The organism is Fontibacillus forbon (assembly GCF_046559655.1).
Classification (GTDB): Bacteria; Bacillota; Bacilli; order Paenibacillales; family Paenibacillaceae; genus Fontibacillus.
Genome location: NZ_JBKGFV010000005.1, coordinates 151281 through 172939, shown reverse-complemented (window position 1 = coordinate 172939; position 21659 = coordinate 151281). Strand labels below are relative to the sequence as shown.

The following is a 21659-nucleotide window of genomic DNA, read 5'->3' as shown; positions in this document are numbered from 1 at the left end:
TGATATATTTTTCCACAAAAAAGCCCCTCCCTGGTGAATGGTTGCACTACGCTTCCAATTACCCAGGTTGGGCTTCTTTGTTGTAATCCTTAGGCCATGCCTCTTATCGGGAAACTCATCGTAACAAAGTACTCCTCCAATGGGCAAATAACCAATAAATGTCCACCTTAAAGCGGACAAAACAAGGTTTCCCGTTCGTTCCACTCTTTGTCTATATTTAGACTTTTTACAGATTAACACCCACTGTATACAGACATAAGGGACTAATATGAACATCTAACCTTTTCGTGAGAGTGTCCACTATTTGAACTACTCCCCATTACACTCCTCAATACCGCACTACTTTATTTTCCGCAGCACTTCTTGTACTTTAGCCCGCTGCCGCACGGACAAGGATCATTACGTCCCACCTTCTCTGCTTTAACCGGGGGAATGTCGCCGAACTGGACAGATCCATTGGCCGTAGAGCCTTGCCGGTTACTTGCGTTACCCAGTTCTTTCGGAGTATGGCCGCAATTGGACCATAGTCTGGTGTTGTTTTGGACTTCGACGACCAGTCTCATCACCTCTTGGGCCTGCTTGGGATTGTCGAAGACAAGATCCCGTCTTTCGAATTCGTAAATCAGTTCCTGCAGCGGCTGCCCCATGGAACAAGCAAGCTGAATGTCGTCGATCAGGTATTGGACCATTTCCTCGTCCTGGTGCATTTGGTTTACGACATAGCTAGCCAAGGCTTCAAGCTGCGGCGTCATTTCAAAATATCCGTCATCCGCGTATTTCAGCAGTTCGTCCTTTTCCGGGACATAGTACGGCTTCCCTTGAATGCTCCGCAGCAAAGATTCCAATTCGCCTTCCTCGCCGTGATCCACGAGGCCGGCATCCATCAGGTAGCCCTCATCCTCATTCAAAACGAACTTCTGCTCTCTTTGCAGAAAATGCTCCAGGTATTCATCCAACTCCCCTGCGGCAAGAGGCTGAGATGCGTTTTGATCGTTGAAAATTTCCTCAAGCTTGTCTTGTGCGTAAACGCCATACAAATTTGTCAATGCCAGTATATATTCATATACCAGCGCCCGTCTGCTGCGGGCATTTTCAAAAACGGCCGTATTTAACTGCGCAAAGGTCTCCTTCACTTCATCCGGCATGACCAAATACAGCTTTCCTTGTTGAAAGAAGGTGAATACCAACCCGCGCTCCATCAAAAACCGGTAATAGCCATATGGATAGTAATTGTCCTGCACAAAAGGACTGGCATAAAGCGTTTCAAACACCTTCCATTCCTCTGCATCCAGCATCAACAAGACCGACTCTATAAAGCGGGGATTTGTGATTTGCTCCAGGACGGCCTTCGCCAGCTCATCCTGCTTCATTTTCGATCTTCCTGAAATGTCATGAGCTTTTGCAAGCGAGGAAGTCTTTGCTTTCGTAAGTTCTCCCAGAATGCCGCGCAGGGACGTATTCATCTCCCCCACAATCGCGTATTGAATATTGGTTTGTTCCAGTATCTCTTCAAAATCGGTAGCCATAGAAACTCCTTTTAATAATGTATTGATTACAACGCGTGCATTTTGCTTTCCGCATCTTCCCAGGATACGGAGTACCCTTGCCCCTTGGCGCAAAAGATGGATGAGGATGTGTACTCAGGATCGGCTTCCTTATTATAGCCTATTCGCTCAACGATCTCCTGTTCGTTGTGGCAACTGTCATAACCGGCAAACGTCAGGCTTAGCACGCCTTTTCCTTGGGTAAACGACGCCAACTGGCTGCCGTAATCCATAAAGGTAGCTACAGGTACGCTTCCCGTCAAAATGACTTTGTCTCCTTCTGTCCGGGGTGCCTCGAATTTTCCGTAAGCCTTGCTGATATCCGACATAACCCGGCCGATCTGGTCGGTTTCCACTTTGATTTTAAACTGGTAGAACGGTTCAAGGAGAATGTTTGACGCTTTTTCCAGCCCCTGCCGCAAAGCCCGATACGTCGCTTCCCTGAAATCACCGCCCGTCGTGTGCTTATTATGAGCCCTGCCGGTCAACAAGGTTACGGCGACGTCGGTTAGCGGCGAACCGGTCAGCAGGCCATGATGTTCCCGCTCAAACAGATGGTGTTGGATCAAATTCTGATTCCCGACCGACAGATCATCGGCATGACAAGCATTCTGAAAAGTAATCCCGCTGTTTCGGCCCCCCGGCCGCAGCTGAAGATGCACCTCGGCATAATGCCCGAGCGGCTCGAAATGGCCGTACCCGACGACCTCCGTGCATATCGTTTCCTTATATAAAATTTCCGGCCGGTCAAAGGACACCTTAAGATTAAACCGCTCCAACACGAGTTGCTCCAATACCTCCAGCTGGACTTTTCCCATGACGTGAAGGTGTATCTCCTGCAATCTTTCCTCCCAGACCACATTAAGGGTCGGATCTTCGGCATCCAACATTTTGAAATACGGAAGGACCTCCTTGACGGAGATGCCCGGTTCAAAAATCACCTTGGACTTTAATGTAGGGACCGTCTCGAACACCGGTCTCTCTTGTAAAGTCCCTGCCCCGTCGCCGACGACGGCCCGGGATAACCCGGTTACCGCAAACAGTTCACCCGCTTCCACCCGATCCACCGCTTTGAACTCGCATCCGTTATACCTGCGGATTTGCGTTATTTTTTCGGTAAACGAATTGGTTGCATCGCCGTAAGTAATGCTGTCCCTCACGCTTAACGTTCCGCTTAACGCCTTGATGAAAGTGATCCGGGTTCCCTGATCATCATGGCGGATGCGGTACACACGGCCCGAAAAGGGGCCTTCGCTTGAATAGCCGGTAGCCGTAAGCAGATGAAGCTTTTGCAGGAAGCTTTCGATCCCGGCCCCCTGAAAGGCGGAACCGTAGGCGTAAGGATACGCCTCCTTATTCCGGATTAGGCTTCGCATCGCCTGAAGCCATTTGTCTTCGTTGTAGCCATGCTCGATATAGTAGTCCAGCAGAGTTTCATCGCGTTCGGCGACAAAGTCGGCCAGTTCCACGTTCATCTTGCCGTCCTCTACCATGGAGTCCGCAATGTCGCAAAGGTCTCCCGTGAAATTCGTCTTCAATTCTTGCACAACCCGGGCCACATCGGCTCCAGGCCGGTCCGTTTTATTTATAAAGAAGAAACAGGGGATGCGATGTTTTCTCAAAAGCTCCCACACGGTCTCCGTCTGGCCTTCGATCCCCTCCACGGCGCTAACGATAATAACGGCGACATCCATCGCCTGAATCGCCCGTTCCGTCTCGGGAGAGAAATCCATATGCCCCGGCGTATCGATCAAAAAATAGCTCGTGTCCCCGTAAGTGAATACCCCTTGATCGGCGAACACGGTAATTCCCCGTTGCCGCTCGATTTGATGGCTGTCCAAAAAGGCATCCTGATGATCGACCCGCCCACGCTGTTTAATGCTCTTGGTATAGTAAAGCAGTTGTTCCGAGAAGGTCGTCTTCCCGGCATCCACATGCGCCAAAATCCCGATCGTCTTGTTCATTTCTATCCTCCGGTCGCGAAACTGCTGCTCCCCATTATATCACAGCCGGAACGCCCGATGATCCGGGGATGAGGATGGAGAGTACGATTTTACATAGCGGTTTATTCGTCAGAGCGGACGGCGCCCATCTTTACCCGGTAAAGAATAGGCATCCCATGACATCCATCGCTTGAAAATGAAACAGGGCCCCTATCTTGTTAGGGAGACCCTGTTTTTATATGCCTGTGTTTGAATTCTCCGTTTACTTGCTAACGCAGTTTCTGCCCTTTTTCTTGGCGCGGTATAGCGCCGTATCCGCCGATTTCATTACGGTATCGGGCGTTTTGTTTTTTTCGCTTTTTTGGGAGACGCCGATACTAATCGTTATGTATATTTGTTTTTGCTTAACGGATCTGGAACTGCTGCGCGATTTGCGTTTCGACTTGTTCTTTTGCCTGCCGCTTCTTCGCAGCGTAAAAGCCCGTTTGGATACCTTTTCTCTTAACTCTTCCAGATGGGGAATGACCTCATTGATGCTTTTTCCTGGGAAAAGAATGGTGAACTCCTCTCCGCCGTAACGATAAGCCTTCCCTCCGCCCGTGACATCCTTGATCGTGGATGCTACCAGCTTTAACACTTCGTCCCCCGTATCATGCCCGTAGGTATCGTTGAACTTCTTGAAATGGTCGATATCCAGCATGGCCATGGCATAGTTGATGCCTAACTTCATCATGTCCTGCTTCAGCGCCCGCCGCGAAGGCAAACCGGTCAATTCATCCGAGAACGCCATGGAATACGAATCCTGAATGATCGAAGTGATCATGATTATCCCGGAAGCCGCAAAAAAGATAGGATACAGGTATGGATCCGTCTTATCGTGAAATGCATAAAACAGTGCGCAAAGTGCCCCTATGAATGAAATATCCTGAGAAGATCTGTATCTTGCCTGTCTCAGAATAAGAATAATTAATGCTGCTATAAAGAAAATTAGCGCCGGTTGCGGAATAGGCGTCAGAGAATGAAGGCCTGGCAGAAAATCTTTGCGAACCAGGGCCAGGAGATTTTCTTGCTCGGGTTTCATCAGCCAGAATGTAGCCAAAACCTGGGCGAGAAGTATCCCGATGCGTAGCCCTCCCCACAAGCTCCATATTCCCCGTTCTTTGAAAAAGGAAAACAGCGCGATATTAAATGGAATCAGCAGACAGATCACGGCATAAATATCAGCCGGTTGGATCGGAACCGCTCTCCCGGGTAACACGGGCAAATAGGTAGCGGCGGCCAAACAAAGACCGAGTACGATCAGGATAAAAAACTCCCGGCTCCGGTTGAATTTCCAGGAGATTACTGTCCCGATCAGCAGGACGACATAAGGAACTCTCGTCACCATGTCCAATTGCGGCTGCGACATGTCGCCTGTCTTTTTGGAAAAAATATAGGCCAACAGTATAAGGAGAAATGGAAGTACGAGTTTCAAGATGGTTTTTGCTGTAGTCTTCAAAATATAGGTGTCCCTCCACGGGTGGGATTCTACTCTATGTATTTTATATCGATCTATTTTATTATCGGCTGGTATAAGGTGTCAGCTTATAGCTGAATTTCAAACTAATATTTTCGAAATTTCACACAATTTCTTTCGATATTTATGACAAAATTCGATTTTGCGCGACACGTAGAATTAGGCATTGATCTTACCTGCCCAAGTGGTATAATCACGTTAGTTTGTTGATTGAGGCAATGCATTTTTTTCAACAAGAATATGAGAACAAACAGAAATCAGGTGATCAAATGTTTGAACTAAAGTGGCTTTGGAAGAACCTGGAGGGAGACCGTACGCGGTATATCCTGGCGCTTTGCCTCTCGGTGGTGGGCTCCTCGCTCATGATCGTGAATCCTTACATCGGCCAGCGCATCGTCGATACGTTTATAGCTAACGACAACGCGTTGCAGAATTTAACGGAAGAGCGTGGGTTGCTCATTATGCTCTGCCTGGGCATGATCGGCTTTTCCCTGCTGCGCACGGGCCTTGCTTATTTAACGACGATGCAGTACGAATGGTCCTCGCAGAATATGCTCTACCGGGTCCGCGTTTATCTGTACAACAAGATTCAAGAGCAAGACATGAACTATTACGATCACAACCGTACCGGCGACCTTATGACCAAGATGACAGGCGATCTGGACATGGTGCGGCACTCCATGGCATGGATTATCAAGACGATCATCGAGTCGCTCACGATTTTCCTCGCCGCCGTGATTTACTTTTTTACGATCGACGTAGAGCTGACGCTGTGGCTCCTGATTTTGTCCCCGCCGATTTTTGTGGTGGCCTATATCTTTGCCAAACGCGTACGTCCGATGTATATCGACCTGCGTGAACGGCTGTCCCAGCTCAACACCACCACCCAGGAAAACATTTCCGGCAACCGGGTGGTTAAAGCATTTGCCCGCGAAGAATACGAAGTGGAGAAGTTCAACGACAAGAACGTCAACTATTCCAAGGCGAATAAGACCGCAGCACTCGTATGGCTCGATTATTTCCCTTACCTGGAAACTTTCGCGCAAGCCTTCAACGTGATTCTGTTGCTGGCAGGCGGCCTGTTCGTTATGAACGGCCGGATCACCTTCGGTGAATTCGCAGCCTTCTCTTCGCTCATCTGGGCCATTTCCAACCCGATGCGCAACATAGGCATTATCATCAACGATATTCAGCGCTTTTTTGCCAGCTTGACCAAAATTATTGAGGTATATTACGCGCGTCCCGGGATCGTCAACGAGCACAGTCTCGTGGACAAACGCCGCTATAACGGCCGTATCGAGTTTGACCACGTCGACTTCAAATACGGCGGCGTACAAGTACTGCATGATGTAAGCTTTACGATTGAACCGGGTGAAACCGTTGCCATCATGGGTTCCACAGGATCGGGCAAAACGACGCTGGTCAACCTGATCCCCCGCTTCTATGACGTGGCCGAGGGACGGGTGCTGGTCGACGGCACCGACGTGCGCAAGCTGGAGCTCGACGAGCTCCGCGGCAACATCGGCGTGGCCACCCAAGACGTCCTTCTGTTCTCCGACACGATTGACGGGAATGTTGCCTACGGCGATCCCGAGCTGCCAGAGGAGGATACGATCGGTTACGCCCAACTCGCGGCCGCGCACGATTTCATCACCAAGATGCCGGAAGGGTATGACACCATCGTAGGGGAACGCGGCGTCGGCTTGTCCGGCGGACAGAAACAGCGTATCGCGCTCGCCCGCGCATTGGCGGTACGGCGTCCGATCCTGATTCTGGACGATACGACCTCCGCCGTCGACCTGGAAACCGAAGAGCATATCCAAAAAAGTTTACGGGAACTACAATACCCCTGCACGAAGATCATTATCGCCCAGCGCGTGTCCACTACTGCGGAGGCCGACCGGATTCTCATCCTGGACGAAGGCCGCCTGATCGAAGAAGGCACCCATGCCGAGCTATTGGCGAAACGGGGTTACTACTACGAAGTGTTTATGCTGCAGAACGAGGGCATTGGAAGGCAGGTGACAGAGCATGGCAAGGAATAAATTCGACATCGACGAAAACCTGGAATCGCCTTTTGATATCAAGCATTTCCGGCGTGCGCTGGTCTATATCAAGAAGCAGAAGAAACCGATGATTATCGCCTTCGTGCTAAGCGCCATTTCGGCGGCAGTTTCGCTCTCCGCCCCGCTGATCATGCAGCATGTCATCGACGTCACGATCCCGGCCAAGGATAGCGGCGCGCTGATCGGCTGGTCGGCGCTGATGCTGGTTACGATTGTCGTCAGCGTATATTTGGCCACGATCCGCTCGCGAATGATGACGAGCGTCGGGCAGGATATTATTTTTGACATCCGTACGGATCTGTTCAAGCATCTGCAGCAGCTTCCGTTCAAATATTACGATGACCGCCCGCAGGGCAAAATTCTGATCCGGGTCGTCAACTATGTCAACTCGGTATCGGACGTGTTATCCAACGGTATTATCAACTTTATTCTTGAAATCGTGAACCTGATCTTTATCGCCGCGTTTATGTTTGCCGTGGACGTCCGCCTCTCGTTCGTCATCCTGGCCGGACTTCCCGTCTTCCTGGGCGTGATGTTGTTAATCAAGACCCGCCAGCGGCGGGCATGGCAGGCCGTATCCAACAAGAGTTCCAACTTGAACGCCTACTTGCAGGAAAGCATCAGCGGTATCCGCGTAACGCAAATCTTCTCCCGCGAGCAGCGCAACGAGGGCATTTTTACGCGCCTTGCCACCAACTTCCGGACGGAATGGATGCGCGCCCTGCGATACAACGCCTTGATTCCGTTCACGGTCGATAATCTGGCGACGATCGTCACCGCGTTGATTTATCTTGTCGGTCTGCTCGCCTTGAGTCCGGCTGATGTGACCTTCGGCGTCATTCTCGCGATGGGTGCCTATGCGGCGCGTTTCTGGCAGCCGATCCTGAACCTGTCGCAATTGTATAACAACTTCATCAATGCGGTTGCCTATCTGGAACGGATTTTCGAGACGCTCGACGAACCGGTAACCGTCACCGATGTGCCAGATGCGAAGAAACTGCCGTCGATTCAGGGAAGAGTGACGTTCGACGATGTCACCTTTGCCTATGATCCGGGCAACAATATTCTTGAACATCTTTCCTTCGATATAAAGCCCGGGGAAAGTATCGCTCTGGTAGGGCCTACCGGCGCAGGCAAAACGACGGTCGTCAACCTGATCTCGCGCTTTTATAATATTACCGGCGGCAAGATCCTGATCGACGGCCACGATATCTCCCGGGTGACGCTGAATTCCCTGCGCAGCCAAATGGGCATTATGCTGCAGGACAGCTTCATCTTCTCGGGGACGATCCTCGACAATATCCGTTACGGCCGGCTGGATGCCACGGAAGAAGAGATCATCGCCGCCGCGAAAACGGTATGCGCCGACGAGTTCATCCGTGAGTTTGAGCAGGGCTACCAGACGGAGGTCAACGAACGCGGCTCCAAGCTGTCCCAAGGACAGCGGCAGCTGATCTCGTTCGCGCGGACGCTTCTGGCCGACCCGCGCATCCTTATCCTCGACGAGGCTACCTCGTCGATCGACGCCAAGACCGAGCGGCTGCTTCAGCAAGGCCTGAACGAACTGCTCAAAGGGCGGACTTCGTTCATCATCGCGCACCGGTTGTCCACGGTGAAGAACTGCGACCGCATCATGTACGTGTCCGACAAAGGCATCGCGGAATCCGGCTCGCATGACGAGTTGATGGCCCGCCGCGGCCTGTACTACCGGCTCTATACAGCTCAGAAGATGGAAGCTTAATTAAAAGCTTAGGCCTCCAATATAACAGCAAGCCCCCGACAGTTAGAAATCGGGGGCTTGTTTTATTTCATTTAACTTGGACCGGTTTTGGGTCTGAGCCAGTTATTTTTCAACGCGGACCGTGATGCTCTCGCTTCTGGAAACTCCCGCTGCGTTAATAATTTCGGCAACATAATCATAAGTGCCTGCGGCTTTGTTGTTCAATGTCGACGCGGCCCGTTGCGCCTGAGGCGTAACCTCGGAAAGGGCCTGGGTATCGATCAATTCCCCGTTTTCGTAAAGCCGATACTCAACACCGTTGGTTCCCCACCACATGTTCATCGAGATTTGATAATTCCCGTCCAAGTCCCAATTGTCATGCGACAAGACCGGTTTGCCGGGATTCGCGTCCGAGACGGTGACGACATGAGGCTGCGACTTCGTTGTGCCTTGGGAGTTGATCAGCTCGCCGACATAGGCATACGATCCGTTGCTTTTTCCGGCAATATCGATGGACAGCGATTGGGCGGACGGAGAAGCATCCGATAAACTTACAGTCTTGATCAAGACGTCATTTTCATACAACTTGAATTCGGAACCGTTAATCCCCCACCACATATTCATTGCGATGACATAATTGCCGTCCCGGAGTCCGGTATCGTGCCCGTTATTATCCGAAAGTACCGGCTGTCCCGGAGCTCCGGCAACCAGCGTACGGCCGACTTGAAATGGAATGCTGTCCTGGGACACATTTCCCGCCAAATCCGCCACAACGTATTGCAGTGTATGCTTACCGATTCCAAGGTCTTTCGCGTTAATCGGTTGACCCGGTTCAATGTCTTGCCCGTCTACCGACAGTTTTTGCGAAGCAATTCCGGATCCTGTATCGGTACCGGCAAGCTCAAACTTCAAGACATCCTGTTCCAAGACATCTCCTACCACTTTGCCCGATTGGGTTAAAGTGACGCTTGGAGCAATGGTATCCAGCTTTACTTCCATCGATTTTGCAGTTTCCTTACCGCCATCAGTACCAATTGAATAGTATTGAATCAAGCTTGTTCCTTCGAAGTCGATGGTAACCGGTGCCGTATAGGCAACCTCCGGCCCTTCATTGATGGCATATTTCGTAGCTACGTTGTCTGTCCCCTGAGCGGCAGCTGTTAAGGTAAGCACCACACTACGGTTGAACCATCCCTGCTCGTTAGGCGACCCGGAAAGCGTAGCCGTAGTTACGGGAGGAGCAGCGACCTGCGAAAGCGTGATATCGCTTAATCCCCGGACCTTCAACTGATATACGCCTTTAAAAATGGAAGAGACGCCCGCCAAGTTTACCGTCTGCCCATCCTGATAAGGAAAGTCGGCAAGCGTTAAGCCCGTCCGGGCATCCACGCGCACATGATTGCTGACACCGCCGCTAACGGCATCGAATTCAAATGAACCCGCCGGGGCAGCCGTGATGATATTCTTAATCTCCGCCTTGCTTAACTCGATAATCTGCCCTTGATTTCCGTCGTTCACCGATACCGCCGGTTTCGGTTCAGGCAATGCCGCTACCCCGGTCTTCTCGATCGCAACCGGAGTAGTCAGCTCAAGCTCCGTATTGTAAAAAGCTGTCGGAGCGGTTATTTTCACGATGTCTCCCTGATGAAAGCCGCTCGTACTCTGATAGACGTAAATCCCGCCCGTTGCGTCCTGCAAATAGAAAGCCTGTCCGCCAAACGCCCCCGGTTCCGTCGTGATCGTACCTTGAAGCGTGACCACGCTTCCCTCCGGTTTATTTCGCCCTTCGGCAATCGTAATCAGAGCCGGAATCGGATTTTGTTCATCCGGAAGCGGTTCGGCAGGTACGTTAGCCAATGTCACGGTTTTTGTTAAGAGATTGTTGCCGTTCTGTCTTAATCTAAGATTCGCAGTCCCCGTCGTTCCCGGCTTGATCCGTACGGTGAGATCTTTATAGGCACGTCCTTGGCTGTTGGCAGTTAAGCTGAATGTTTCACTATAGCCATAAGCGGTAGGCCAAGTTCCGTTCGAATTTTGGATCTTCGCGACTTGCGTGCCTCCGGTGAGATAAACCCCGGTGCCGAATCCCGATACCGTCGCATTTGCGGGCAGGTTATCCACGACGACGCGAATTTGAAAATCCTGCGCATTCGGAAGCGTAGCTTGATGCACGAAACTGTAGGTTACTTGCCCGTTCACCGTTAACCCGCCGTAAGAACCGGCTTTAAAAGTAGACGGGTCCCACCATTTATAACCTGCCGCCGGTGCTGACCAAGGCTCAGCCTGAGGCTCCGTGGAAGCTTCCGGGGCTTCAAAAGGATGCAGGACCGTCTCCTCATCCAACTGTAACTGGGCCACTTGATCCAAGCTTGTATAATCTTCTTGGTCCGCTAACCAATTCACCATATTCACAAGCAAGACGTCATCGTCCTGCTCTTTAAATCCATCGTAAGTAGTCTTCTTGGCTCCCGTTTCCTCGCGCAAATATTTAGGGGAAGCATCCTCGACCGGAGAAGAATCTCCAATGAAAGCCGCCTTGCCAAGTCCAACTTTGGATACCGCCACATACGGACCTTCCGCCACGCCTCCGCCATTATATACGCCCTGGTCCACCGCATTCCCCCAGGCATCGTTAGTCTCCGGTAGGTATACGATTCCTTTAGCTTTGCTAGGGTCGGTAATCGCCAGGGTAGAACCGGCATGCATGGCTACTCCCGATACGCCTTCCGTAATGCCGAAAGCCTGATCCGGCGCCACAATGCGATTGGCCGTAATATCGCCTAGCGCGTTATAACGGAACCGGACGCCGAAATTGTCCGCGAGCCAGTCGGAGCTGACCACCCCTTGCATGGCGGCCGAATTTCTCTCCTCCGTGCTCATGCCTTTCGCGGGATCTTCCCATGCCCCCCGGCGATAGCCGTTGATGGACTCGGAGCCGTCCCACCGGTTTTTATTGCGGTCGGCATTATAGTGATCGCCGATAAAGAAAATGCTGCCGCCTTCTTCGACGTATTGTTTCATCGCGGCCTGTTCGCTTTGCTTGAAAGGAATATTCGGTTCGGCAACTACGAAAACCTCATAACTGCTCAAGTCACTGTAAGTTATGGGGGAAGATTTTCGCAGTTCCTTCACTTCAAACCCATCGCCCGCCAGGGCATGTCCAAAATCCGAAAATCCGCCGTCAATGACCCAATCGGCTGCTCCGGCCGTCTGTCCATGACTGTTGTCGAACAGAACTTTCTTTCCCGCATTCTCATTGACCACTTTCGCAGGAATGTAAGGCGCGGGATCGCTCGGGCCTTCGGCATGAATAGCCGGAGTCTCCAAACCCAATCCCATTTGAAGCGATAAAGCTAAAGACAAAGCTATTGCCGATCTCAGCCATTTGGCTCCCTTGCGAGCAAACCACTTATTCATGATTTTCCTCCCATGTGTTAAAGATTAGTTTAACACCCTCATTTTGCCATGGGAATATTAGTGGAAAACCTAAGATATGTAAGGGGAAAATAAAAAAGGGCATAAGCCGGTATGGCGTGATTGTCACCCTACCAGCTTATACCTCCAGTTATTCCGTTACTCGATTTCATATCCGATCGTCAGCCTGAACCCGTATAATTCGTAGCCGATTTGGGTATACAGACGTATGGCTTTCCGATTAGTGCCGTGCGTTCCCAAGGTGGCGATAGTTTTACCTTGCTGCTTCAGATGATCCAGAGCGGTGCAGATGATGTTCCGGGCGATGCCCTTCTTCTGCCATTCCGGGGTTACGAACACGTTTTCCGTTGCGCTTTGCTCATCGGTAATCCGCCATGTTGAGGTGTTGCCGATAAACTCGTCACCGCTGAACGCGCAAAAATTAGTCATTTCCGCCGCGCCTTGCATCCAACTCAATTGGTTCATGCTCCACGCCACTCCGTCGAACGAAGCCAGTTCGGCTTGATGGTATTTTCCCAACGCCTCGCCGTTATCCAGCGCAAATGGCTTCACTACCACGCCCTCCGGTAAAGGATACTGAGGAAGGTCACGGCTCAAATCGTATTTGAAAACGACGATCGTATCGTAGATCGTAAATCCGCGCTTCAAACAATAACTCAATTCCTTGAGATCATCACTATCTACATACTGAGCCATCACAATACGCTTGTTCCGTTGTCGGGCTTTAATTTCTTTGGCACGTCCGATCAACGCATTGGTCAGCGCGTCTTTTATTTTTTCATCCTCGACATCTTCAACAAAAGTGATTTCATAGGTAAGATAACGTACAAAGTCCTTCTCCTCATCATGTCCAACCGCATCAAACGTATCGTGGGGCATCAAATGGGCTGTAGCTAAAATCTTGTCTTCTTCATTTACCGCAAAAAACAAATTGTTCTTGTCCAGATCGCCATGATACAGATAAAGCATTTTAAAGATAAAATCGAACTGATCGATTTGTTCCGTGTCTTCTTCTTTCGGATTTCTGATAACGAAGTTTTCCATGAACGATGATCGTCTCCCATCTTTATAAATATCTCTAATTCTCCCATACGCACAGGAGAAGGCTATCGGTTATAGGTATAAACCTCTCCCGTGCCGATCGTTACCTTTGAAATCCGGGTTGAGATTTTTTCTCTTTCCAGGTTAATCATGGAAGAAGCATGCGAGTTAAGCAAGGGAGACTTTGAATATAAGCGTTTTGTGGGAGGGATGAACAAAGTAGGGAATGGGGGATATTTACATACCCCCAAGCCGCTTATAGCCTTTTGAGGATATCTTTCTTCTTCAGGCCGTTCTTTTTTGCTTTTGCATTCCAAAACGTGTGTGTCGCAGCAAATCGCCAGGCGAAGCGCGGGAAATTGGGGCTGATCAGGATGGATTCACCACTTGAATGAGTGTGGATATGATTTGCGAGTGTTGTCATGGCCGTGCCTAAATTTTTTAGCGGGCCGTGGCCGAGGGGTACTTTTTCGATATATTCCATCATTTCGCCGGCTCCATGTCCGATGGCCTGCCCGAAATGGAGACCCGAGCGGAGGCACCAGTTTTTAATGATTTCAATGGCTATGTGATTCTGCTTTCCCTCAAAAAAGCCGTTATTCACCATAACATAAACGTAAATATCATTTTGGCGTTCCGCTTTCATATATTCCTCAAGGGCAATAAGCATCCTGAACAAGTGGGACGGGATTCCGTCCACATATAGCGGGAAAGCCAACACGAAGGTGTCCATACGGCAAAGTTCGCTATACTGCTCTGGGGTCAGATCTTTTTTGTTAAGGATATAGTGTGCGATTTCATGACCGTCGTGGATCAGCGTCTCGAGGGTTTTAAGCAGGATGGATGAATTGCTTTTCCCTAATTTGGGGCTTCCGTTTATCATTGCGATTTTCATTTCAAAGCCTCCTTAACCGCTTGTAATTCTTTATGAAAATTCACCTTATAGCTTGGGGAGTAGAAATTCACGCTATTCGCCGCAACCAGAGCCTTTGCGGTTTCTTTCTCGGCCTCTGTGATATCGTCGCCATAAAAATGCACGGATAAATTAAAATAATGCGAATACCGTTTTCGATGGTGCGTTTCTCCGTTTTTTACTACAAAATAAGGCAGTATGTAAGAGATGCTTCTGTTCAACACGCTTAGGATGAAAGGACTGTAGCTTCCATAGACGCACTTATTGATGATGACGAGTTCATCGCATCCGGCAAGAAGCTCGCCCATATTTTGATATCCGTCCTTCAGGACGCACACTCCGGGGGTCTTGATCCAGCACCCGAAGCAGCCTGTGCATTTCCGAATGGTACCATTGTCCGAGATGACCGTTACGTCTTCTTTTTTGTCATCGTACAAAGCGGCAAAATCTTGCGGCGGCAAATCATGTATTATCATTTTCATGCTTCGCTCTCCTTCACACCGATTAATTTTGTGAAAACTTCAACCCAATCCCCGGAATACCGGACTCCGTTCGTGGTAAACAGCGAAGCGATGCCATGAACCATGGACCAAAGCCCGATTAATTGCCGGGTATCGTTTTTTTCCGGTAGGCCCATCCTGCGGAACATTCGATAGGCCGTTGTTCGGAATAAAGCAAATGGCGGATAGTCATCCGGGCTCTCGTTGTCCAAATCAATGGTTAATCCGGAGTGATCAAAAAGAAACGAAAAATACTCCGGATGTTCCATGAAAAATTCAATATAGGCCTGCCCAAGCCGTGAAATGGCTTCGTCGCTGTCTTCCCTCCCTCTTACCGATGCATGCAGTTTCTCCATAAATTGTTCCGTCACATGCTCTCCCATGGCGGAAATCAACTCATCGATATTCTTAAAATGGCTATACGGCGCGGCATGGCTGACATTGCATTTGCCCGCGACCTTGCGCAGGGAAAACCCTTTTAGCCCCTCATCGTTAATAAGTTCAATCCCTGCTTCTATAAGCTGGTTCCGCAGGTTTCCATGGTGATAGGGCTTCCCTTCTTTCATTGACAGCTACTCTCCTCTCCCAAATCTTTACACTGTAAAGATTGTAATGGAATATCTTTACATTGTCAAGATTTAGGTAAAATAAAAAAGCCTGATAGATCAGGCTTCAAAATACTTTTATAAATAACATAAAATAGACTTCTCTATCCAATACGAAAAAACCTTATCGAGATGGTGTTTTTCCACTTCTTTCATTTTCAAGTACATGTCGATGCCATCGGACACATCATGCCATAAATCCGTGAACACAAAATCGCATTTCTCCTTAGGCATCTGCGTGCGGGCATATTCAAAAGCATCTGCTTGAATAATCTTGATCTTATGAGCATTTTTAAATTGCGGCAATATGTATCGGCTGAACAAATTTATAACATCTTCATTGAGTTCCACGACCGTAACGCTTTCGACCTCATCTTTTTCGGAAGCCATATAGGCATAGTAGCCAAGCCCGAGTCCAAATGTAAGCACGTTGCCAAACGCTTGATCAACCGCTTCTTTCATCGTTTCTATTTCGTTTGGCGTAATGGTCATCCATATTCGACCGTTTTCCAAAATGGCCGGAAACCTGAATTCCGTTTCAAAAAATCCGATTTGCGGGATTTGTCTCCCCTCTTGAGTTTGGACGATATCATCGCAAACAAACCCTTCGAAAGGTTTATAGTTCTCATATTTCAATTCAGCATTCCCGATTTTTATCGTAGGGATCTTGATATTCTTATAGTAAGGATTGTCATAATATTCGTTGGCTTCAAGTTTATGAACCATGCGGCTAAAATAGTTATTGAACAAGGCCTTATCCTCTGCATGCTCAACAATATCCAGTCCGAAAGCAGCCGTTAGTATGGCTACAAAAGCATATTCATAAGATACCCCGCAAGAAACGATCTCATCGATTTCATCTTTGTTGACGAAGTCGGGGGCATTATTCAAGTAATTGCTTAGTAAGGCAAAGACTTTGCGATTTTCGTTTACTATTTGATCCGATACTTGCTTGCTATCCATTTCCTCACCTGTTTTCTAAGCGCTATAATTTTGCTTTTCATAAATCTTCAATACAACAATACGCTTTAAAAACAGGATCAGCAAGTTGTTTCCCCGCTGCCGTTGAATACATTTAAAAACGATATCTCCTCAATCGTCTTAAGCCGTTTTGCTGTTGGCTCCTCATTGGGATATCCGACCGGCAGCAGAAACAAACAGACGATATCTTCCGGCAACCGCAGAATCCGGCTTGCTTCCATGATGTCCACATGTCCCACAAAACAAGCCGACAAGCCATGAGACGCCGCCGTCAAAAACATATGCTCGGCAGGGATCAGCGGAGTCGCATTAGCAAACAAGGCCCTTACCATGCTCCTGTCTTCATAGGCATTCAAATATTCCAGGAACGGTTTGCCGAAACGGGTTTGATTAACGATCAAGCCAAAATCATTCTCCGGCAAGTCCTTCAGGTCCGTTTCCAGCCGGGCGCAACAGGCGATCACCACAGGTGCATCCGCAATCCACACTTGCCCTCCGGCAGCTTTGGCCAATGCCAGTTTCAGCTTACTTTCTTTCACAACCCCGAATAGATGATTCTGCCCGTTTCCGGCGGAAGGCGCAAGCCGGGCCGATGCCAGCATGTCCTCGATAATGTGTTCCTCAATCGTCGTTTCTTTAAATGAGCGGACCGACCTTCTGTTTTTCACCGCATCCATAAAGTCCATTTTGAATCCCTACCTTCATCTTTGACTTAATTACCTTCATGTTAGCAGTTCATGAACATTTGAATAGTTAGACATTGAGTATAGGGGATTTTTCCCGTCAAGCATTGAACGTCAAAAAAAGCAGCCGGACGTTGGCAAACGTACCGGGCTGCTTTTTCCATTACTTAATTATTGTTACGTCTCAAAATAGTCTGCCGTCACCCCATAGTAACCCCGTGGATATAAGTGAGCGGCGGGGTATCCAGCGCGCCTTGCCCCGGATTGTAGGTAAAGAAGTACTCGACGGTATCCCCGGCTTGAAGGTTATTTACGGGATAGGTATAGTTGCCATTCCCTGCCGGAGTCATCGCTACGTTCATCTGTACGCCGTTGTTTATCTTATAGTGCAAATCCGCAAAGGTTGCGCCGTTTACGTAAAACAGCAAGTTATCGCCGGTTTTCTTCAGTCCGCGCACATCATCCCCGATGATGATCACGGTGGGAGCCTTCGGCACAACGGTGATTATACTGGAGGCTGCTTTATTGCCGTCAACGGTCGTAGCCGTCACGGTTGCCGTACCCGGGGTCAGCCCCGTCACCACCCCCGCCTGATTCACGGAAGCGACAGCGGCGTTGGAAACGGCCCAAGTTACTTGCTTGTTTGTCGCATTAGCCGGTGCAACAGTAGCATTCAACTGTACTTGCTGATCCACTTCAATCTGGGCTGTCGTCTGGTTTAAGGTTACCCCGGTAACGGGAACGGTTCCCGGGTTCTCTCCGCCCGTTCCGCCCGAATTATACACGCGCACATAATCGACCTGCATGGTTGCGGGAATATCCGAAGGATCCGGGGACAGGCCGCCGTCAAAATGCCCGCCGATTGCCAGGTTCATAATGATGTAGAAAGGCTGATCAAAAGGAGCATTCGGATTGTTCGGTGCCGCTACGGAATACCATTGATCCCTGGTGACCTTGAAGAAGAACTTGCCGTCCACATACCATTTGAAGTTATCCTCTTCCCAAATCAAAGTGTAGACATGGAAGTCATTTGCAAAGGTCTGCCCTTCCGGGAAATGATACTCGCCAGCGATATAACGGTTCACCGGCCATTGGCCGCCAAAATGCACCGCGCCGCTGGTCGTGCCGGGCAAGCGTCCTTTCGCCTCCATCACATCGATCTCGCCGGATGCTGCCCATGCGCCATAAACGGCATCTTCGGGAAGCATCCAAAGCGCCGGCCAGACGCCGTTGCCTGTAGGCAGCTTGGCTCTAAAATCCACTCTTCCGTACTGGAAGGAAAAGTGATCCTTCGTATTAATCTTGCCCGAGGAGTACTGCGCAACCCGGTTCGGATCCTGCGGGAACGTTTTAGGATCGTTCAAGGCTCTGATATTCAAAACACCGTTCTGTAAAAATACATTTTGCGCACTATTCGTATAATGCTCCAGCTCCGCATTGCCCCAACCCCAACTGTTAGGGTCATCGCTGATATAATAACCTAGCTCATGATTCCATTTGCTCGCATCGAGCTGGGTTCCGCCAAACTCATCCTGCCAGACGAGCGTCGTGCCTTCAATGGCCGGGTTGCTCGGGGTTCCGATAGGAATATCTTCATGATCGGTCTCATCCGGACGGGGAGCATTCGGATTGCCTATGAAATTATAGTAGACGAAATTGCTGCCGACATTTCCGCCCGCCTGCCCGTTCAGCGGATAGCCGATGCGTATCTGCATATCTACCTGGATGGGCTGGAACCACAACCCGTAGATATAATCGGCCCAGTATCCCCACTGGTTGGCGGCTGACATGTTATTGTAGCCATTGCCGGAGTAAATAAAGCCGCTCTGACCGGAGTTGCTCAAATCGACCCATTGTCCGTTGATGTTAATCTGGTATACAAAGTTTCCAAGCTCGGAACCTATAGCCGCGCCTCCGTCAATCTTAGGCAGGGGTATCCCTATAGAACCGCTTTCATTTGCCGTAAAGGTCGTACCTTCATAGGGGGTTAGCGTATATGAATTTCTTACCGGTTCATTGAAAGTGATGGTATATACTACATTTGCCGAAGAAGTTTTGGATTGCAATTTTACATGAATGGACTCCGTTACGGTAAACCAGTAGCCGCCACCGCCGTCGGTGAATTGGCCGAAATTGCTGTCATAGATCCAGCCGCTGGCCGCATTATTGTCGATGTCAATCCATGTGCTGCTATTTATCGGTTTCACGAAAACCTTCAAGTCATCCGCAACGGCGGCATAGGTGATTGCAGGATCGTTGTTGAAAATCGGATAGGTAAATCCAGCTCCACCTGTAAAGCCCGCGGTAATCTGCGGTCCTTGCGTAGGCGTCATTGCAGTGATGGTGGTTTTATTCAAGTTTTGAAAAACGAGATTATACTCCAGCGTAACCCCATTTGCCTTGGAATATAGCTGAATCTCTGTCGTTGCGGAGAGAGTGAACCAAAAACCGTTCACGCCGCCGTCGCTCCAATGCCCCCAGTTTTGGTTATAGATATAACCGCCGGCACTATCAATATCAACCCAACTGCCATTGACCTTAACTTTTACGCCCAAGTCGCCGGAGACATCTTGCCAGGTAGCGGAGCCCCCGTTGAAAATAGGCATGACAAACCCGTAACTGGCTTGTCCAACCCCTGATTTGGAGATGACGGGCCCGTCTGCTGCCGAAAAGTAAGACATAGATGTAATTGTCGTTCCTGCCAGAGTTGCTTCCCCATCTGCCTGCACCTTCGCTGTAGGCATGAGTCCTACGCTAACCAACAAAACCGCCGCCAAGACCAAACACAGCACCCTTTGCCTAAACCGTTTCATAATTACCCTCCCTCAATAAATTAGTGAGTAGAAGCAAAATAAACGACCGACTTCTGACGGAAACAGTGGTGGTAGACACTTTTATTCTATCGAACAAAAGAATGGGGTGAAAAGGTGCAATAATTTTTGTTATGACCCATTATTTTGGCTTTTAATGGAATTTGTGTAATCAAGCTACAGAAAACGCTATCCTGAATATCTAAAATGAGCGGCAAAAAGCTCCCACCTGGCGATGGGAGCCTTTATTGATTGTGCTGATGTCTGGACAGGACTTGGTCAGGACTTGGTCAGGCGGGCAGGCAAGGATCAAAGCGGTATCTGCCAACTCATAACGCGGTTTCCTGGTTCTTTTCCTCCCTTTCAAGCTTCCGCCGCATCCGTTGCCGGTACTCCGTGGGCTGCATGCCCATCACTTCCCGGAATGTCCGCGTAAAGCTTTTGTAGCTTTCATAGCCTACCATGGCGGCCACCTCAATGATCTTATACTCCGTCTCCGCCAGCAGCCTCCTGGCTTTATCCAGACGCACATCGCGCAGATACTCCGCAAAGCCTTTGCCGATATTTTTCTTGAACAGGTTGGAGAAATAAGCATAATTCAAGGACACGTGGTTGGATACCATCGCCAGATCCAGCGGCTTATGATAATTTTCGTGGATATAGCGGATGGCTTCGTTCAAGTCCTGCGTGTTGCGATAGCTGCATTTAAATTCATAATAGAACTGGTTGAGCCGAAGCAACTGTTGTTGCAACGCCTGAATATAATCGCGAATGCCCGGATGATCGAAAATATTGCGCAGGCATTCCATATCCAGCGTTTCTTCCCCCATGTAAGGACGGATCACGCGTTCATATTCCTCCAGCATCTGTACCATGGCCCGGCATAACTGCTGTGTATAGCGGATGTGATAGCGTTGCAGCACATCCTTGTGGAATATCCTGGATATTCCTTCGGTGATCTTGCTGCTATTCTTGGTGCCGATGAACTGGAAGAGGAGATACAGCTCCTCATAAGGAAGCTGCCACTGCTGCTCTAGTCCCGCAATTTGCATTGGCAGAATGCAGCGCTTCTCCGGAAACAGGTAGCTGTGGCGGTATAGCTCCATCACTTGGGCGTAGCTGTCCGGCAAGCCCTTTAATCCTTGCTGCGGACTCGTCATGGCCGTGATGGCATGAATCTGCTCCGCCTGGAGTACGGCAGGCAGAGCGCCCGGATCTACGGAGCTATCCACAGCGAAAATCAGATGTGGGCTGCGCTGCAGGCATATGCACCCCCGCTTGCCATATACGCGGTAGGCAATGGATTCCATGCGATGGGAACTGCTGGCTCCCGGTTGATTAATCCATACCTCTTCCCGCAAGAGGCACAGACGGTAGCCCTGCCACAGCTCCGGATTTTGCTGCTGGGTCTGGCGAATCCATGTCTCATCGCTTACCGCGCCTTGCATAAACATGCGCAGCTCTTTCCGGTCCGTCTCTTTGGCCCGGCGGGAAACATGCTTCATATTTTGCGAGAGCGCCTGCCGGGTTCTTACTTCTTGCAATACATGCTCTACGGAGGCTTGCAGATCCTCCCGCTTCACGGGCTTGAGCAGGTAGCCCTTCGCCCCGAGACCAATGGCCTTCTGGGCATAGGCAAAATCGCTATATCCGCTGATAATCAGGTAATCCACCTTAATGCGCTCTTCTCTTGTGTGGGTCATTAGCGTCAGCCCATCCATATCCGGCATTCGAATATCCGTAATCACCAGTTGGATGCTGTGCTGACGCAATATTTGCAAGGCCTCAATCCCGTTAGCGGCACAGTAAATATGGTCAAGCTGCAGAGGGAACTGGCTCAGCATAGCCTGCAAACCGTCACGGATGTGCTTTTGATCGTCCGCAATCAGAATGTTCATCATC

14 protein-coding genes are annotated in these 21659 nt (G+C 49.7%); 2 read left to right on the top strand and 12 right to left on the bottom strand.

All coding sequences use genetic code 11. The features are described 5' to 3' along the window. Window positions 1-344: 344 nt before the first annotated feature. The 3 genes from ACLB09_RS19675 to ACLB09_RS19665 all read right to left on the bottom strand — a co-directional run bounded on the left by ACLB09_RS19675 (window position 345) and on the right by ACLB09_RS19665 (window position 4985). Entirely contained in the window at window positions 345-1526 is a 1182-nt protein-coding gene (locus ACLB09_RS19675) for a YecA family protein (protein WP_410771558.1), read from the bottom strand. A 26-nt stretch (window positions 1527-1552) separates the two neighbouring features. Further along, window positions 1553-3508 (bottom strand): GTP-binding protein, encoded by a 1956-nt coding sequence (locus ACLB09_RS19670; RefSeq protein WP_410771557.1) that lies wholly within the window; start codon window positions 3506-3508, stop codon window positions 1553-1555. A 241-nt stretch (window positions 3509-3749) separates the two neighbouring features. Beyond that, on the bottom strand, window positions 3750-4985 hold the full coding sequence (locus tag ACLB09_RS19665; protein WP_410771556.1) for a GGDEF domain-containing protein: 1236 nt from the start codon (window positions 4983-4985) through the stop codon (window positions 3750-3752). Window positions 4986-5272: 287 nt separating this feature from the next. Between ACLB09_RS19665 and ACLB09_RS19660 the strand changes: the two genes are divergently transcribed. Together ACLB09_RS19660 and ACLB09_RS19655 are read left to right on the top strand one after the other, a co-directional pair. Continuing rightward, complete coding sequence (locus ACLB09_RS19660) at window positions 5273-7048, top strand: ABC transporter ATP-binding protein (RefSeq protein WP_410771555.1); 1776 nt, start codon at window positions 5273-5275, stop codon at window positions 7046-7048. Next, on the top strand, window positions 7035-8810 hold the full coding sequence (locus ACLB09_RS19655) for an ABC transporter ATP-binding protein (RefSeq protein ID WP_410771554.1): 1776 nt from the start codon (window positions 7035-7037) through the stop codon (window positions 8808-8810). Before ACLB09_RS19660 ends, ACLB09_RS19655 begins: the two co-directional genes overlap by 14 nt. Window positions 8811-8912: 102 nt before the next feature. On the opposite strand, the gene ACLB09_RS19650 is transcribed toward ACLB09_RS19655, so the two are convergent. The 9 genes from ACLB09_RS19650 to ACLB09_RS19610 all read right to left on the bottom strand — a co-directional run bounded on the left by ACLB09_RS19650 (window position 8913) and on the right by ACLB09_RS19610 (window position 21658). Next, the gene (locus ACLB09_RS19650) at window positions 8913-12206 is read right to left on the bottom strand and encodes an endonuclease (protein WP_410771553.1); all 3294 of its coding nucleotides are present in this window, start codon (window positions 12204-12206) and stop codon (window positions 8913-8915) included. Window positions 12207-12362: 156 nt separating this feature from the next. Then, entirely contained in the window at window positions 12363-13268 is a 906-nt protein-coding gene (locus ACLB09_RS19645; protein ID WP_410771552.1) for a GNAT family N-acetyltransferase, read from the bottom strand. Window positions 13269-13521: 253 nt separating this feature from the next. Next, window positions 13522-14160 (bottom strand): NADPH-dependent FMN reductase family protein, encoded by a 639-nt coding sequence (locus ACLB09_RS19640; RefSeq protein WP_410771551.1) that lies wholly within the window; start codon window positions 14158-14160, stop codon window positions 13522-13524. Further along, a complete protein-coding gene (locus ACLB09_RS19635; protein WP_410771550.1) occupies window positions 14157-14660 on the bottom strand; it encodes a flavodoxin family protein in 504 nt (167 codons plus the stop codon). Before ACLB09_RS19635 ends, ACLB09_RS19640 begins: the two co-directional genes overlap by 4 nt. Then, entirely contained in the window at window positions 14657-15244 is a 588-nt protein-coding gene (locus ACLB09_RS19630) for a TetR/AcrR family transcriptional regulator (protein WP_410771549.1), read from the bottom strand. The genes ACLB09_RS19635 and ACLB09_RS19630 overlap by 4 nt, the downstream gene beginning before the upstream one ends. Window positions 15245-15361: 117 nt before the next feature. After that, window positions 15362-16246, bottom strand: coding sequence for a hypothetical protein (locus tag ACLB09_RS19625; protein WP_410771548.1), 885 nt, complete (start codon window positions 16244-16246; stop codon window positions 15362-15364). Between the two features lie 77 nt (window positions 16247-16323). Beyond that, window positions 16324-16950, bottom strand: a complete 627-nt coding sequence (locus ACLB09_RS19620) for a nitroreductase family protein (RefSeq protein ID WP_410771547.1) — start codon at window positions 16948-16950, stop codon at window positions 16324-16326. A 197-nt stretch (window positions 16951-17147) separates the two neighbouring features. After that, on the bottom strand, window positions 17148-19760 hold the full coding sequence (locus tag ACLB09_RS19615; protein WP_410771546.1) for a family 16 glycosylhydrolase: 2613 nt from the start codon (window positions 19758-19760) through the stop codon (window positions 17148-17150). Between the two features lie 326 nt (window positions 19761-20086). Then, window positions 20087-21658, bottom strand: coding sequence for a response regulator transcription factor (locus ACLB09_RS19610; protein ID WP_410771545.1), 1572 nt, complete (start codon window positions 21656-21658; stop codon window positions 20087-20089). Window position 21659 lies beyond the last annotated feature (1 nt).